Below are 14,954 nucleotides of genomic sequence, written 5' to 3'. Positions count from 1 at the left end.
TTCGCGCACCGTTTTTTTCGGAGAGTTTCATGCCGCATTCGTCGCCGGGCGCACCGCTCGATCCGGTCGCCTTCATCCACAGCCAGATCCGCACCGTGCCCGACTGGCCGCAGCCGGGCGTGCAGTTCCGCGACATCACGACGCTGCTGCAGAGCCCGAAGGCGCTGCGCATCCTCGTCGACCTGTTCGTCGAACGCTATGTCGATGCGAAGCTCGACTACGTCGCGGGGCTCGACGCGCGCGGCTTCATCATCGCGCCGATCGTCGCGTACGAGCTGAGCGTCGGTTTCGTGCCGATCCGCAAGGTCGGCAAGCTGCCGTACAAGACGCGCTCGGAGTCCTACGACCTCGAATACGGCAGCGCGACGGTCGAGATCCACGAGGACGCGTGCCGCCCCGGCGACCGCGTGATCATCATGGACGACCTGATCGCGACCGGCGGCACGATGATGGCGGGGCGCAACCTGCTGCAGCGGCTCGGCGCGGTCGTCGTCGAGGGCGCGGCGATCATCGACCTGCCCGATCTCGGCGGCTCGACGCTGCTGCGCAACGCGGGGCTGCCCGTCTATACCGTCACCGAATTCGCCGGCCACTGAACGCCGGCCCACGCCGCGAGGTCACGATGCCCAACTTCATGTTGTTTCTCGCCACGTCGATCGCGATCACGTTCGCGCCCGGTCCCGACAACCTGCAGGTGCTCGCACGCGGCATCTCGCAGGGCCGCGCGGCCGGCTTCGTCGCGGCGCTCGGCTTCACGGCCGGGATCCTGTTCCATACGACGCTCGCGGCGCTCGGCGTCGCGGCCGTGCTGCGCTCGTCGCCGGTCGCGTTCCAGATGCTCAAGCTCGCGGGCGCCGCGTACCTCGTGTGGATCGGCATCAAGGCGCTGCGCAGCCAGGGCCTCGCGAACGCGCATGCGCGTGCGCCGCAGCCGCTTCGCGCGATCTTCCGGCAGAGCGTGATCGGCAACCTGATGAATCCGAAGGTCACGCTGTTCTTCGTCGTGTTCCTGCCGCAGTTCGTCGATCCGCACGGCGCGCAGGGCGTGACGCTGCAGATGTTCGAGCTCGGCGCGCTGTTCATGCTGCAGACGGCCGCGATCTTCTCGCTGTTCGGCGTCGGCGCGGGCGCGATCGGCACATGGCTGAAGCGCCGTCCGAAGGCCGGCGTGTGGCTCGACCGCATTGCCGGCGCGACCTTCATCGCGATCGGCATCCGCGTGGCGCTGAAGGACTGAACCTGATGACGTTTCCATGCATCGCGGCCGCGCGCCGCTTCGATCCGGCCGCGCACCTGCGTTTCGAGATCGCGGGCGAGCAGGTCGGCTGGGTGCGTCGCCGCGACGTCGCGAAGCTCGAGCGCTGGCCCGACGTGTTCGAGCTGAGCGACGAGCGCGTCGTGCTGTCGGCGCGCTATGACACGGTCGATGCGCGCAGCATGGCGCTCGCGAGCGCGATCGGCGCGCTGGCGGCCGAAGGCGCGATTCCCGGCTGGCGCGACGAGATCTATGCGCTCCGCAACCGCTTCGACGATCCGCCGCTCGCGTATATCGAGCGCGCCGCGTCGCGTTTTTTCGGCACGCAGACTTATGCGGTGCACCTGAACGGCATCGTAGAATATGCGGCTGCGCCGGGTTCGCCCGCCGCGCCACAGATGTGGCTCGGCCGCCGCAGCGCGACCAAGGCCACCGACCCCGGCATGCTCGACAACGTCGTCGCGGGCGGCATCGGCTGGGGCTTGGGCGTTCACGAGACGCTCACCAAGGAATGCTGGGAAGAGGCCGGCATGCCGGCCGAACTGGCGGCGCGCGCGATCGCGGGCCGGGCGGTGCAGGTGCTGTGCTCGCTGCCGGAAGGCACGCAGTCCGAACTGATCTTCGTGTACGACCTGCCGCTGCCGCGCGACTTCGCGCCGCACAACCAGGACGGCGAAGTGGCCGAGCACCTGCTGGCCGGCGTGCCCGAGGTGATCGGGTGGTTGCGCGAAGGCCGCGCGACGATGGATGCGAGCCTCGCGATACTCGACACGCTGCTGCGCCACCGCTGGCTCGCGGCGGCCGACGCGGCGGGCATCGACGCGCTGTTCGCGCCGGCCGCGTAACGCGCCGGACGGCCTATTTGACGAATACCGAAACGAAGGGAGTAGCGGTCATGTCGACCGATCACAGCTTTATCTTGAAACTGTCGTGCCCCGACCGGCACGGCATCGTTCACGCGGTCTCGGGCTTTCTGTTCGAGCGCAGCAACAACATCCTCGACTCCGCGCAGTTCGGCGACAGCCGCACCGGCGAGTTCTTCATGCGCGTGCACTTCGAGCAGGATGCCGACGGCGCGGATGCCGCGTCGGCGCTCGACACGCTGCGCCAGGAATTCGCGCCGCTCGCCGAGCAGTTCGCGATGCGCTGGGAGCTGCACGACGCGGCCGTGAAGCCGCGCGTCGTGATCATGGTGTCGAAGATCGGCCACTGCCTGAACGACCTGCTGTTCCGCTACCGCACCGGCCAGCTGCCGATCGAGATCCCGGCGATCGTGTCGAATCACAAGGAGTTCTACCAGCTCGCCGCGAGCTACAACATCCCGTTCCATCACTTCCCGCTGGTGGGCGGCTCGTCCGATGCGGCGAAGGCCGCGCAGGAAGCGCGCGTGCTGGAAGTGATCGACGAGCACCAGGCCGATCTCGTCGTGCTCGCGCGCTACATGCAGATCCTGTCGCCGAACATGTGCCAGCAGCTCGCCGGCCGCGCGATCAACATCCATCATTCGTTCCTGCCGAGCTTCAAGGGCGCGAAGCCGTATTACCAGGCGTTCGACCGCGGCGTGAAGCTGATCGGCGCGACCGCGCACTACGTGACGACCGATCTCGACGAAGGCCCGATCATCGAGCAGGAAGTCGAGCGCGTCGACCACAGCATGACGCCCGACCAGCTCACCGCGATCGGCCGCGACGTCGAGTGCGTGACGCTTGCGCGTGCGGTGAAGTGGCACGTCGAGCACCGGATCGTGCTGAACGGGACGAAGACCGTCGTGTTCCGCTGATCGGCGGTGCGCGTCGGCCATCGGCCATCAGCCGGCCCCGCACGTAACAACGCCGCGCCCTGGATGGGGCGCGGCGTTTTTGTTTATCGCGTGACGCGCGGCGCGTCAGATCAGCCGCAGCATGTACAGCTCGCGCTTCAGGTACGCATAGAAGATCGGCGCGGCAATCACGCCCGGCAGCCCGAACGCGGCTTCCATGATCAGCATCGCGAGCAGCAGCTCCCATGCGCGCGACTCGATCTGGCCGCCGATGATCTTCGCGTTCAGGAAATATTCGAGCTTGTGGATCACGACGAGGAACGCGAGCGATGCGATCGCGGTGCCCATGCTGACCGACAGCGACACCGCGACGATCAGCGTGTTAGAGATCAGGTTGCCGATCACCGGCAGCAGCCCGACGATGAACGTGACGAGCACGAGCGTTTTGGACAGCGGCAGCCGCTGGTGGAAGATCGGCAGCGCGACGAGCAGGTAGATGCCGGTGAAGGCCGCGTTGATCGCCGAGATCTTGATCTGCGCGAACACGATCCGGCGGAACGATTCGGCGAAGCGCGACACGCGCGTGACGAGCGCGGTGGACAGCGGCCGGCGCACCTTGCCGTGCTCGACGCCGATCGCGATCATCGCGCCGATGATCATCCCGAACAGCACATGGCCGAAGCCGCGCGCGACGCTCTTGCCGCCTTGCTGGAGCTGATCCATGTGCGAGTGCATCAGCAGAGCCGCCTTGGCTTTCATCTGTTCGACGTCGACGGGCAGCAGGTTCGCGATCCAGGCCGGCGTGCGCGCGCGCGTCTGCTCGACGATCTGCATCAGCTGGCCGAGCAGGCTCTGCAGGTTCGGCACCGTGTGCTCGAAGTGATCGATGATGCCGATCGTCAGGCCCGTGAGCCCGCCGACGATCGCGATCGACAGCAGCACGACGGAGACCCAGCGCGCGCGCATGCTTGTCGTGTGGCGTTCGATCACCGGGGCGATCGTGTGGATCAGCTGATAGACCAGCAGGCCGGCCAGCAGCCCGCCCAGCAGCTTGAGTTCGATGACGAGCACCATCGCGACGAGGGCGAACAGATAGCTGCCGATCTCGATCGCCGACAGCTTCGGCAGACTGAAGTCGCTCGTCAGCCGCACGCTGCGCAGGTGGGGCTCGCGGCTCTGCGCGTCGCGCGACTCTTGTTGCTTCTCCATCGTGGATTCCTGTCGTTCGTGTGTCGCGCCGCGCGGTGGGCGGCAGGACGGTGCTCGCCCGGCGTCGCACCGGATTGGTGCGGATAGCGAACCTTACGACCGTAAAGTATAGCCGCCATTATGGTCTGTCACGGGACAGTTTGGCTCGTGGTGTATACGCAGAAGGGAAAACGAGGGGGCCGGCGCCACGGGGCGGGCGCCAGCAGGGGCGCCGGCAGGGGCGCGGCCGGGGCGGCCGCGCGCGGGAACGGAAGCGCTCAGCCGGCCGCCGCCTTGCGGGGCGAACGCTTGAGCAGCGGCGCGAGGTACTTGCCGGTGAAGCTCGCCTTGGTCTTCGCGATCTCCTCGGGCGTGCCCTGCGCGATGATCTGGCCGCCGCCGGCACCGCCTTCGGGGCCGAGGTCGATCACCCAGTCGGCCGTCTTGATCACGTCGAGATTGTGCTCGATGATCACGACCGTGTTGCCCTGGTCGCGCAACCGGTGAATCACCTCGAGCAGCAGCGCGATGTCGTGGAAGTGCAGGCCGGTGGTCGGCTCGTCGAGGATGTACAGCGTGCGGCCCGTGTCGCGCTTCGACAGCTCCAGCGACAGCTTCACGCGCTGCGCCTCCCCGCCCGACAGCGTCGTGGCCGACTGGCCGAGGCGGATGTAGCCGAGGCCGACGTCGAGCAGCGTCTTCAGCTTGCGGGCGATCACCGGCACCGCGCTGAAGAATTCGTACGCCTGCTCGACCGTCATGTCGAGCACTTCGCTGATGTTCTTGCCCTTGTAATGCACGTCGAGCGTTTCGCGGTTGTAGCGCTTGCCGTGGCACACGTCGCACGGCACGTAGACGTCCGGCAGGAAGTGCATCTCGACCTTCAGCACGCCGTCGCCCTGGCACGACTCGCAGCGGCCGCCCTTCACGTTGAACGAGAAGCGGCCCGGATCGTAGCCGCGCTCCTTCGCGGTCGGCACGCCCGAGAACAGCTCGCGGATCGGCGTGAACAGGCCCGTGTAGGTGGCCGGGTTCGAGCGCGGCGTGCGGCCGATCGGCGACTGGTCGACGTTGATCACCTTGTCGAAGTGTTCCAGCCCCTCGATCGCCTCGTGCGGCGCCGGCTCGGCCGACGAGCCGTACAGGTGGCGCGCGACCGCGTGATACAGCGTGTCGTTGATCAGCGTCGACTTGCCGGAGCCCGACACGCCGGTGATGCAGGTCAGCAGGCCGACCGGCAACTCGAGGTCGACGTGCTTCAGGTTGTTGCCGTGCGCGTCGACGATGCGCAGCATCCGCTCGGGATCGGGCGCGAACCGCTCGTCCGGATACTCGATCGTGCGCTTGCCGACCAGATACTGGCCCGTGAGCGACTGCGGGTTCGACTGCACCTGCTTCGGCGTGCCTTCGGCGACCACCACGCCGCCATGCTCGCCCGCGCCGGGGCCCATGTCGACGACGTAGTCGGCCGTGCGGATCATGTCCTCGTCGTGCTCGACGACGATCACCGAGTTGCCGAGGTCGCGCAGGTGCTTGAGCGTCGCGATCAGGCGGTCGTTGTCGCGCTGGTGCAGGCCGATCGACGGCTCGTCGAGCACGTACATCACGCCGGTCAGGCCCGAGCCGATCTGGGACGCGAGCCGGATGCGCTGCGCCTCGCCGCCGGACAGCGTCTCGGCGCTGCGCTCGAGCGACAGGTAGTCGAGGCCGACGTTGTTCAGGAAGGTCAGGCGCGCGACGATTTCCTGAATCACCTTGTCGGCGATCTCGCGTTTCGCGCCGTCGAGCGACAGGCCGGCGAAATAGCCGAGCGCGTCGCGCAGCGGCCAGCCGCTGATTTCATAGATGCCGCGCGCGTAGTCGCCCGCGCCGACCCGCACGTGGCGCGCCTCGCGGCGCAGCCGCGTGCCTTCGCACGACGGGCACGGCTGGTTGTTCTGGTACTTCGAGAGTTCTTCGCGCACCGCGACCGAATCGGTCTCGCGGTAGCGGCGCTCGAGGTTCGGGATGATCCCTTCGAACACGTGCTCGCGGATCGTCGTGCGGCCGCGCTCGTTGATGTACGAGAACGGGATCGTCTGCTTGCCCGAACCGAACAGCAGCACCTTGCGGATTTTTTCCGGCAGATCCTCGAACGCGGCGTCGATGTCGAATTCGTAGAACGCCGCGAGGCTCTGCAGCATCTGGAAGTAGAACTGGTTGCGGCGGTCCCAGCCCTTCACGGCGCCCGCGGCGAGCGACAGCGACGGGTGCGCGACGACCCGCTTCGGGTCGAAGAACGTGATCTGGCCGAGGCCGTCGCATTCCGGGCACGCGCCCATCGGGTTGTTGAACGAGAACAGGCGCGGCTCGAGCTCCTGCAGCGAGTACGAGCAGATCGGGCACGCGAACTTCGAGCTGAACAGGTGCTCGTGGTCGGAATCCATCTCGAGCGCGATCGCGCGGCCGTCGGCGAGGCGCAGTGCGGTCTCGAACGATTCCGCGAGGCGCTGCTTCATGTCCGGGCGCACCTTCAGGCGGTCGACGACGACGTCGATCGTGTGCTTGTCGTTCTTCTTGAGCTTCGGCAGCGACTCGACCTCGTAGATCTTCGCGACGCCTTCGTTCGCAGTGCCGCCGCCCGAGCGCACGCGAAAGCGCACGAAGCCCTGCGCCTGCATGTCCTCGAACAGCTCGGCGTGCTCGCCCTTGCGGTTCGCGACGACGGGCGCGAGGATCATCAGCTTGGTTTCCTCGGGCAGCGCGAGCGCCGCGTCGACCATCTGCGACACGCTCTGCGCCTCGAGCGGGATGTCGTGGTCGGGGCAGTAGGGCGTGCCGACACGTGCGAACAAAAGTCGCAGGTAGTCGTGGATCTCGGTGACCGTGCCGACGGTCGAACGCGGGTTGTGGGACGTCGCCTTCTGCTCGATCGAGATCGCGGGCGACAGGCCCTCGATCAGGTCGACATCGGGTTTCTCCATCAACTGCAGGAACTGGCGGGCGTAGGCGGACAGGCTTTCGACGTAGCGGCGCTGGCCCTCTGCATAAAGGGTGTCGAACGCGAGCGACGACTTGCCCGACCCGGACAACCCGGTAATCACGATCAGCTTGTGGCGCGGCAGGTCGAGATTGACGTTTTTCAGGTTGTGGGTGCGTGCCCCACGGATACGGATCTGTTCCATGAACCTGGCGAAAATGGAGGGAACCAAACCTGCTACTATAACGGCTTTTCGAGGCCGTCGTTGGGGGCCCCCAGCCTTTGCAGCAACTGGCAGCAAGGCGGTGCCCACGCCGGGGAAGCGGCCGCGCCGCACGGCCCGCGGGCTCCCGTCGGACGTCCCGGAAAGCGCCAGCCAGGCCTGCCGGGCCGGTGGCCCTGATCTTCCGCCGCCCGCCGCCGGGCGGACATTCCGATCATTCGAAATTCATTCCCGATGTCCAATCCGTCCGCCACGTCTTCCCGCATGAGTGCGCCCGAACTGCGCGCGACCACGTCGCTCGCGGCGATCTTCGCGCTGCGCATGCTCGGCCTGTTCATGATCATGCCGGTGTTCTCGGTCTACGCGAAAACCATCCCGGGCGGCGACAACGTGCTGCTCGTCGGTATCGCGCTCGGGGCCTACGGCGTCACGCAGTCGCTGTTCTACATCTTCTACGGGTGGGCGTCCGACAAGTTCGGCCGCAAGCCGGTGATCGCCACGGGCCTCGTGATCTTCGCGCTCGGCAGCTTCGTCGCCGCGTTCGCGCACGACATCACGTGGATCATCGTCGGCCGCGTGATCCAGGGGATGGGCGCCGTGTCGTCCGCGGTGCTCGCGTTCATCGCCGACCTGACCTCCGAGCAGAACCGCACCAAGGCGATGGCGATGGTCGGCGGCTCGATCGGCGTGTCGTTCGCGGTCGCGATCGTCGGCGCGCCGATCGTGTTCCACTGGGTCGGGATGAGCGGGCTGTTCACGATCGTCGGCGTGCTGTCGATCCTCGCGATCGGCGTCGTCGTGTGGATCGTGCCCGACGCGGCGAAGCCCGTGCACGTGCCGGCACCGTTCGCCGAGGTCCTGCACAACGGCGAGCTGCTGCGCCTGAACTTCGGCGTGCTCGTGCTGCACGCGACGCAGACGGCGCTGTTCCTCGTCGTGCCGCGCCTGCTGGTCGACGGCGGGCTGCCGGTCGCCGCGCACTGGAAGGTCTACCTGCCGGTGATGGGGCTCGCGTTCGTGATGATGGTCCCGGCGATCATCGTCGCGGAAAAACGGGGCAAGATGAAACCGGTGCTGCTCGGCGGGATCCTCGCTATCCTGATCGGCCAATTGTTGCTGGGCAGCGCACCGCATACCATTCTCATTGTGGCGGCGATCCTGTTCGTGTACTTCCTGGGCTTCAACATCCTGGAAGCATCGCAGCCGTCGCTCGTGTCGAAGCTCGCGCCGGGTTCGCGCAAGGGCGCGGCCACGGGCGTCTATAACACCACGCAATCGATCGGGCTCGCGCTCGGCGGCATCGTGGGCGGCTGGCTGCTGAAGCACGGCGGCGCGAACACCGTCTTTTATGCGTGTTCTGGGCTCGTGGCGGCGTGGCTTATAATCGCGGCCAGCATGAAAGCGCCGCCGCGCAAGGCCTGAACCTACTGTTCGGACACGCACGGGCGGCGCTCGCCGGCTTGTCCGGCGGGCCGCTCCGACGTCTTTCGCGGGCGGCCCGGCATCGAATTTACTGGAGAAACACATGGCATCCGTCAACAAGGTCATCCTCGTCGGCAATCTCGGCGCCGATCCTGAAGTCCGTTACCTGCCGAGCGGCGACGCGGTTGCGAACATCCGTCTCGCGACGACCGATCGCTACAAGGACAAGGCGAGCGGCGATTTCAAGGAAATGACCGAGTGGCACCGCGTGGCGTTCTTCGGCCGTCTCGCCGAAATCGTCAGCGAATACCTGAAGAAGGGCTCGTCGGTCTATATCGAAGGCCGCATCCGCACGCGCAAGTGGCAGGGCCAGGACGGCCAGGATCGCTACTCGACCGAAATCGTCGCCGACCAGATGCAGATGCTCGGCGGTCGCGGCGGCGCGGGCGGCGGCGGTGGCGGCAGTGACGAAGGCGGTTACGGCGGCGGCTACGGTGGTGGTGGTGGCGGCGGTCGCGGCGGCGAGCAGATGGAGCGCGGCGGTGGCGGCGGGGGTGGTCGTGCCGGCGGCGCACCGCGCGGCGGCGCAGCAGGCGGCGGCCAGAGCCGTCCGAGCGCGCCGGCAGGCGGCGGCTTCGACGAGATGGACGACGATATTCCGTTCTAAGAGGAACGTCCGCATCCCGCATCAGGAGGGACCCGAAGATCCAGACCAAGCTAGTTGCCTGGCCAGGATCTTCGGGTCTTTTTTCGTTTACTCATTTTTTCGATCCAGGCGGACCGTGCCTGGTCGGTAAGAAATGGGTTCCGTGCCTCGAATGGAGCCTAGCGTGACCCGATACGCAATTCGTGAAGTTCGTCTTGAAAACGGCGAACGCTTACCTCTCTTGGTGCACGGAGACCCACGGTTTGCCAGTACCGGAGATCGTGGAATATTCCATAGCGAAGCCACCTGCGCGTGGGCTTCGACGAACGAGGATTCACCACCGAGCCGAAGCGCTCGGGCTAACGTTCCAGTTTCCCGGTGATCGCAGCATCGATCTCATTTCGAGGAAGAACGGTCAGATCTTTTGTCTCTAAACGAGTTAGTCGCGCTGGCGGACTGGTGCCGAACGCCCAGGGGGACACGAGCAACCAAATTGGTGGTTGTTCGCGCATCATGCCCACGATGCCGCGGCTACTGGCCGAACTTCGGCCCTCAATGAACAACGCGTGCACGCGACTGCGTAGTGCCATCCGACATCAAGAGCGCGGTAGCCTTTTTTAAAATGGCCTTCTCCCGCTCGAGGCGTTCAATGCGTGCCTCGAATTCCTCGATACGTTGTTGATCCGGCGTAATCGCCTTGCCCTGCGGTGTGACGCCTTGGCGCTCTAGTTGAAGCTGCTGCACCCCACGACGCGATACCGATTCGCCGACGTCGACTGAGCGGCTCGCCTCGGTATAGCGATAGCCTTGGTCGAGCACTAGGCAGGCAGCTTGCTGTTTGAACTCCGGGGAAAACGTACGACGTTGTTTGGTCATCGGACATCTCTTCATGGCGAGCATTCTCGTCTAATTCAGTGCCCGGATTCATTAGACCACTACAAGGACACACCCCCAAGAGATATGCGATATTCCACAAATTAATCGTGCAAATAATGTATCAATCTCTTCTTGGGGGGAATACATTGTTTGATAAAAATCAAACTTCGTTCGGTTGAAAAAAACTGCTTCACTCCAATTTTCCTTCCCGGAGGGTTGCGTTTTTTCTTCCGAGCACCCTGTCATACGGTCCGGACGCAAGCCAAGCGTGCCCTGTCTCAACTCACATGCCTCGACGAGCCAAATTACATGCCATTTTCAGCACTTAAATTTTTTTCACATTTTTTAAGAGCAATCCAGATGGAAAGGGCGTCGGCGTGCCTTATTTTCTTTTTTGATATAAGGGGCGCCGCCAGCACCCGGTTTTCCAGGCCTGGACCCAGAAGGGGCAAGGTTTTCCGAGGCAGATCGGCTCGTCGTTCCGAGTCCGGTCGCACGCCAACTTCCACGCGACCATTCCCGGTGCCTTGCGATGCATGTGCCGGCGGGTTGCCACGCCGCCGCTGCGTTGCGCATCCGCTGCACTTCTCGCGCGGGAATTGGCCGGCCGGATTACACCTGGAACAGGAAAACGATGAATACAACCGACACAAAGATTACCGTCGCGCTGCTCGACGATCACCCGATCGTCACGTTCGGGCTCGCGCTGCGCCTGCAGGACGAAGCCGACATCACGATCGTCGGCTGCTACGCGTCGGCGAGCGACCTGATCGCGGCCTTCAGCGTACGCACCATGCATATCGACGTACTCATCACCGACTATCAGCTCCGCCCCGGCGATATTGACGGCATCAACCTGATCCGGCTGCTGAAGATCAAGATGCCTGCCGTGAAGATCGTCGTGTCGTCGGTATTCCACACGCTGTCGACGGTCATGCTCGCGATGAACGCTGGCGTACGCGGCTTCGTCGGCAAGGAGGAACCGCTCGAGCATCTCGTGAAGGTCGTGCGTGAGGTCGCGCGCGGCGCGCATCGCGTCAACAGCCTGCTCGACGCCGAAGCGGGCGCATATCATGCCGCGTCCGTCGCCACGGCGAAAAACGGGACGTCCCGCGCATGCCAGGCACCGGTAACCCTCACGTTGCGGGAGCGCGAAGTGCTGCGCTGTTTCGCAACCGGCATGTCGGTGTCCGACATCGCGGCCAAATTCCGCCGCAGCCTGAAGACTATCAGCACGCAAAAGCAGTCGGCCTACAGGAAACTGGGCATCCGGACCGATTTCGAACTCTACGCGATCGTCGACAAGCTCGACTGACCGCCGATGGCTTTCCTCCTGTCTCGTATACCGGGTCTGCGCCGTGCAATAGCGATCGTGCTGGCGTGCTTGCCGCTCGTCGGCCCGTATTCGCCCGCACGGAGCGCCACGCCCGTCTTCACGCCGGAGGAGCGCGCGTGGATCGCGCTCCATCCGGTCGTGCGCGTATCGTTCTATCGCGACTGGCGACCTATCGAATATGTCCGCGACGGCCGGATGCAGGGTGTGACGGCAGGCTACCTCGCGGCCGTTGCCAACATGACCGGCCTGCGCTTCGAACTCGTGCCGACACGCACGCGGACCGACGGACGCCGCGCACTCGTCGACGGCCGGGTCGACCTAATGCCAAGCTTGTCGGCGCAGACGCTCCCGCCGTCGCTCGAAGGCCGCGTGTTGCGCACGCGCGAATACTTCATCAGCTCGACTGTGCTCGTTGGCCGCACGTCCGAAGCACGCGTCCTCCGTCTGCAGGATCTCGACGGCCGGACCGTGTCGATCAAGCGAGGCGGCGCGAGCGAGCGGATGCTGCATGCGCGCTTCCCCCATATCCGGACGCTCCCGCGCGACACGACCGAGGAAATGCTGCGCGACGTGAAATCTGGCCTCGCCGATTTCGCGTTGCTATGCGCGTGCTCGGCGCAACCGTTCCTGCATCGCCAGTACGCCGGCGAGCTGCACGCGAGCGGACCGATCGCAGACCTGCCCGTGATCCTGTTGATGGGCGTGCGTCGCGACGACGCGATACTGAAATCGATCCTCGACAAGTCGCTCGATTCGATCTCGGTCGGCCAGGCCAACGCGATCGTACGCCGGTGGTTCGAGCAGACCGACTACGGTTCGCCGACGCTCGGCGCGATCGTCCGGTATCACGCGAAAGAGGTCGTGCTGTCGGTGCTGTTCGTGCTCGCGCTCGTTGCGGCGACGTTCCACGCTCACGTGCAGCGCCGGCGCGCGCGGCGCAGCGAACACAACCGATTGCGCTTCCTCGCTGTCCTGAGCCACGAGATTCGCACGCCGCTCAATGCGCTCATCGGCTCGGTCGAGTTGTTGCGCCAGACGACGTCGCGTGAACAGGCCGACCTGCTGCACATCGCGGGCACCGCGTCCGAAGCGCTGTCTGCGTTGCTCAACGATATCCTCGCGCTGGCACGGATCGAAGCCAACGAGATTCGCCTGTGCCGCACCGCGACCGACCTCGCCGAACTGACGCGCCAGACGGCCGACGTGATGCGGATCCGCGCGCGGGAAAAGGGTCTCGCACTGACCATCACGCCCGACGACGCATTGCCGGCTGCTCTACTGATCGACACGGCGCGAGTCCGGCAGATTCTGTACAACCTGATCTCGAATGCGATTCGCTTCACCGAAACAGGCGCGATCGACATCGCGCTGTCGTTCGCGCCACCCGACGCGCCGTCGCAGCCCGGTACGCTGACGATTGCCGTGTCGGATACCGGCATCGGCATCGCACCGGCCGAGCAGGCCGCAATCTTCGACGCGTTCCGGCAGGTTGAAGCGGGCCAGGGGAGGCGGCAGGGCGGAACGGGGCTCGGGCTCACGATCTGCCGGATGCTCGCGGAACTGATGGGCGGATCGATCGCGATACGGAGCACGCCCGGCGTCGGCTCGGTGTTTGCCGTTACGCTGCCCGCCCGCAGTGTCGCCGCAGCCTCCGACGCGCCTGCGCTGCCACCCGCATCGGACGACGGCGCGGTCGAGCCACCGCACGAACACCGCCAGCCCGTGATCCTGGTGATCGACGATCACCGCACCAATCTCGCCGTTCTCGATCGCCAGATTCGCGCGACGGGATGCGTACCCGTGCTCGCGGAAACAGGCAGGCAGGCGCTCGAATCGTTCTCGACTGGCCGCTTCGATCTCGTGCTGATGGATGTGGATCTCGGCGATATCGACGGCTTCACGCTGACCCAACGTTTCCGCGACCTCGAAGCCGGCGCCGGTACGCATACGCCGATCGTGTCAATCTCGGCCTCGTCGGAACCCGATCATCACGAACGCGCACTTGCGTGCGGCATGGACGGCCTGCTGGACAAACCGATACGCGCGGACGTACTCCGCACGGTCGTCTCGCTGTGGTGCGATCTCGACCTGCGCCAGCAGTCGCCTGCTCCGACGCCGACCCAAGGCGCAGCGAATCTCGCTTCTACCTATGCGGCGTTGCTGCAGACGGACCTGAACACACTGGATGCGGCGCTGCAACGCGCCGATCGCATGGAGGCACTTGCCATCCTGCACCGGATCAAGGGCGCCGCACTGATCATGGGCGACACGTTCACGGCAAGCGCGTGCACGCGCTTGCAAGCGTGCTTGACAAGCGGCAGCGCACACGACGACGAATGCCGGCGTGCGTTCGCGTCGTTGGGCGCGCGGTGCTTGCCAAGCAAGGGCGAAGCGCAAGACGCGATGCACTGAACGCTGTGCCAACACCGGCAAAGCCGGCGCGTGCCCACCGTCGAATCGACAAGTCAATTTAACAAAGATTCGGAGCAATCCTATTTCTTGCATCACCCGCGAAAAATAACATCGACGGCGTGATGAATTCGGCTCGCAAGCAGCTCGGAACAGGTCCGGCATCCGGGCGACGTCATGCCGATCATCTTTTATCGATAAGGAGTGCCATATACGGGGGATACCGAGATACCACACGAGACATTGACCTTCCTCGAGGCCGGCCGCGCCATGCGTCGTAGCTCCGGCGACCGCCCGGACCGGGCCGCCCATATCAATCGAACGAAAGCAGACACGCTCATGAAAAAGAATCTTCTTGTCCTGATGCTCGCAGCAGCACCGGTTTTCGCGTTCGCGCAAAGCAGCAACACCATTCAGTTCCAGGGCGAAGTGACCGATCAGACCTGCGCAGTCACGGTCAACGGCAATGCGTCCAGCCCGACCGTGCTGCTGCCGACCGTGTCGACGGCCGATCTGGCCACCGCCGGCGGAACGGCCGGCGAAACCCACTTCACGCTCGGCCTGAGCGGCTGCACGGCACCGACCCAGACCGCCCGCGCGATCAATACGGTGTTCGTCGGCAACCAGGTGACGACCAACGGCAACCTCGGCAATACGGGCACGGCTACCAACGTCGCGCTGCAACTGCTCGATCCGGCCAATGCCACGACGCCGTTCAACCTAAGCGGCGCATCCGGCTACGCAGCACCGGGCCTGAGCCTCGCAGTCGGTGACACGTCGGCGTCGTACGACTTCGCGGTGCGCTACATCACCGAGAATGGCAGCGCGACGGCTGGCTCGGTGCTCGGTAGCGTGCAGTACGCGATCAACTATCAGTAATC

At 65.2% G+C, this 14,954-nt stretch carries 11 protein-coding genes and 1 pseudogene; 9 read left to right on the top strand and 3 right to left on the bottom strand.

Annotated features, from left to right (window positions below; translation table 11 throughout):
- Positions 1-29 precede the first annotated feature (29 nt).
- From BAMB_RS14365 to purU, 4 genes are read left to right on the top strand one after another with little or no spacing between them, the layout of a single operon-like run.
- Complete coding sequence (locus tag BAMB_RS14365; RefSeq protein WP_011657958.1) at positions 30-596, top strand: adenine phosphoribosyltransferase; 567 nt, start codon at positions 30-32, stop codon at positions 594-596.
- Positions 597-622: 26 nt separating this feature from the next.
- A complete protein-coding gene (locus BAMB_RS14360; protein WP_011657957.1) occupies positions 623-1,237 on the top strand; it encodes a LysE family translocator in 615 nt (204 codons plus the stop codon).
- A 5-nt stretch (positions 1,238-1,242) separates the two neighbouring features.
- Positions 1,243-2,100 (top strand): NUDIX hydrolase, encoded by an 858-nt coding sequence (locus BAMB_RS14355; protein WP_011657956.1) that lies wholly within the window; start codon positions 1,243-1,245, stop codon positions 2,098-2,100.
- A gap of 50 nt (positions 2,101-2,150) precedes the next feature.
- On the top strand, positions 2,151-3,035 hold the full coding sequence (gene purU, locus BAMB_RS14350) for a formyltetrahydrofolate deformylase (protein ID WP_011657955.1): 885 nt from the start codon (positions 2,151-2,153) through the stop codon (positions 3,033-3,035).
- 105 nt (positions 3,036-3,140) lie between these two features.
- Here purU and BAMB_RS14345 read toward each other — a convergent pair whose 3' ends face one another.
- A complete protein-coding gene (locus BAMB_RS14345; protein WP_011657954.1) occupies positions 3,141-4,223 on the bottom strand; it encodes an AI-2E family transporter in 1,083 nt (360 codons plus the stop codon).
- 257 nt (positions 4,224-4,480) lie between these two features.
- Complete coding sequence (gene uvrA / locus BAMB_RS14340; protein WP_011657953.1) at positions 4,481-7,366, bottom strand: excinuclease ABC subunit UvrA; 2,886 nt, start codon at positions 7,364-7,366, stop codon at positions 4,481-4,483.
- A gap of 252 nt (positions 7,367-7,618) precedes the next feature.
- Between uvrA and BAMB_RS14335 the strand changes: the two genes are divergently transcribed.
- Both BAMB_RS14335 and BAMB_RS14330 read left to right on the top strand, forming a co-directional pair.
- A complete protein-coding gene (locus BAMB_RS14335; RefSeq protein ID WP_011657952.1) occupies positions 7,619-8,806 on the top strand; it encodes an MFS transporter in 1,188 nt (395 codons plus the stop codon).
- Between the two features lie 103 nt (positions 8,807-8,909).
- A complete protein-coding gene (locus BAMB_RS14330) occupies positions 8,910-9,473 on the top strand; it encodes a single-stranded DNA-binding protein (RefSeq protein ID WP_011657951.1) in 564 nt (187 codons plus the stop codon).
- Between the two features lie 591 nt (positions 9,474-10,064).
- Here BAMB_RS14330 and BAMB_RS14325 read toward each other — a convergent pair.
- Positions 10,065-10,328, bottom strand: a pseudogene (locus tag BAMB_RS14325) (transposase); the annotation flags it as partial.
- A 634-nt stretch (positions 10,329-10,962) separates the two neighbouring features.
- Between BAMB_RS14325 and BAMB_RS14320 the strand changes: the two are divergent.
- The 3 genes from BAMB_RS14320 (at position 10,963) to BAMB_RS14310 (ending at position 14,952) form a co-directional block, all read left to right on the top strand.
- Positions 10,963-11,643, top strand: coding sequence for a response regulator (locus BAMB_RS14320; protein WP_011657949.1), 681 nt, complete (start codon positions 10,963-10,965; stop codon positions 11,641-11,643).
- A gap of 57 nt (positions 11,644-11,700) precedes the next feature.
- Positions 11,701-14,076, top strand: coding sequence for an ATP-binding protein (locus BAMB_RS14315; RefSeq protein ID WP_158380527.1), 2,376 nt, complete (start codon positions 11,701-11,703; stop codon positions 14,074-14,076).
- 336 nt (positions 14,077-14,412) lie between these two features.
- Positions 14,413-14,952, top strand: coding sequence for a fimbrial protein (locus BAMB_RS14310; RefSeq protein WP_041491277.1), 540 nt, complete (start codon positions 14,413-14,415; stop codon positions 14,950-14,952).
- Positions 14,953-14,954 lie beyond the last annotated feature (2 nt).

Origin of the sequence: Burkholderia ambifaria AMMD, from assembly GCF_000203915.1 — a bacterium.
In the GTDB taxonomy this organism is placed as follows: domain Bacteria; phylum Pseudomonadota; class Gammaproteobacteria; order Burkholderiales; family Burkholderiaceae; genus Burkholderia; species Burkholderia ambifaria.
The sequence above is the reverse complement of the archived record's forward strand: the minus strand, read 5'-3'. Positions and strand labels throughout refer to the sequence as shown.

Coding starts and splice junctions, on each gene's coding strand:
- BAMB_RS14365 (WP_011657958.1), top strand. CDS start 30: ATGCCGCATTCGTCGCCGGGCGCACCGCTCGATCCGGTCGCCTTCATC.
- BAMB_RS14360 (WP_011657957.1), top strand. CDS start 623: ATGCCCAACTTCATGTTGTTTCTCGCCACGTCGATCGCGATCACGTTC.
- BAMB_RS14355 (WP_011657956.1), top strand. CDS start 1,243: ATGACGTTTCCATGCATCGCGGCCGCGCGCCGCTTCGATCCGGCCGCG.
- purU (WP_011657955.1), top strand. CDS start 2,151: ATGTCGACCGATCACAGCTTTATCTTGAAACTGTCGTGCCCCGACCGG.
- BAMB_RS14345 (WP_011657954.1), bottom strand. CDS start 4,223: ATGGAGAAGCAACAAGAGTCGCGCGACGCGCAGAGCCGCGAGCCCCAC.
- uvrA (WP_011657953.1), bottom strand. CDS start 7,366: ATGGAACAGATCCGTATCCGTGGGGCACGCACCCACAACCTGAAAAAC.
- BAMB_RS14335 (WP_011657952.1), top strand. CDS start 7,619: ATGTCCAATCCGTCCGCCACGTCTTCCCGCATGAGTGCGCCCGAACTG.
- BAMB_RS14330 (WP_011657951.1), top strand. CDS start 8,910: ATGGCATCCGTCAACAAGGTCATCCTCGTCGGCAATCTCGGCGCCGAT.
- BAMB_RS14320 (WP_011657949.1), top strand. CDS start 10,963: ATGAATACAACCGACACAAAGATTACCGTCGCGCTGCTCGACGATCAC.
- BAMB_RS14310 (WP_041491277.1), top strand. CDS start 14,413: ATGAAAAAGAATCTTCTTGTCCTGATGCTCGCAGCAGCACCGGTTTTC.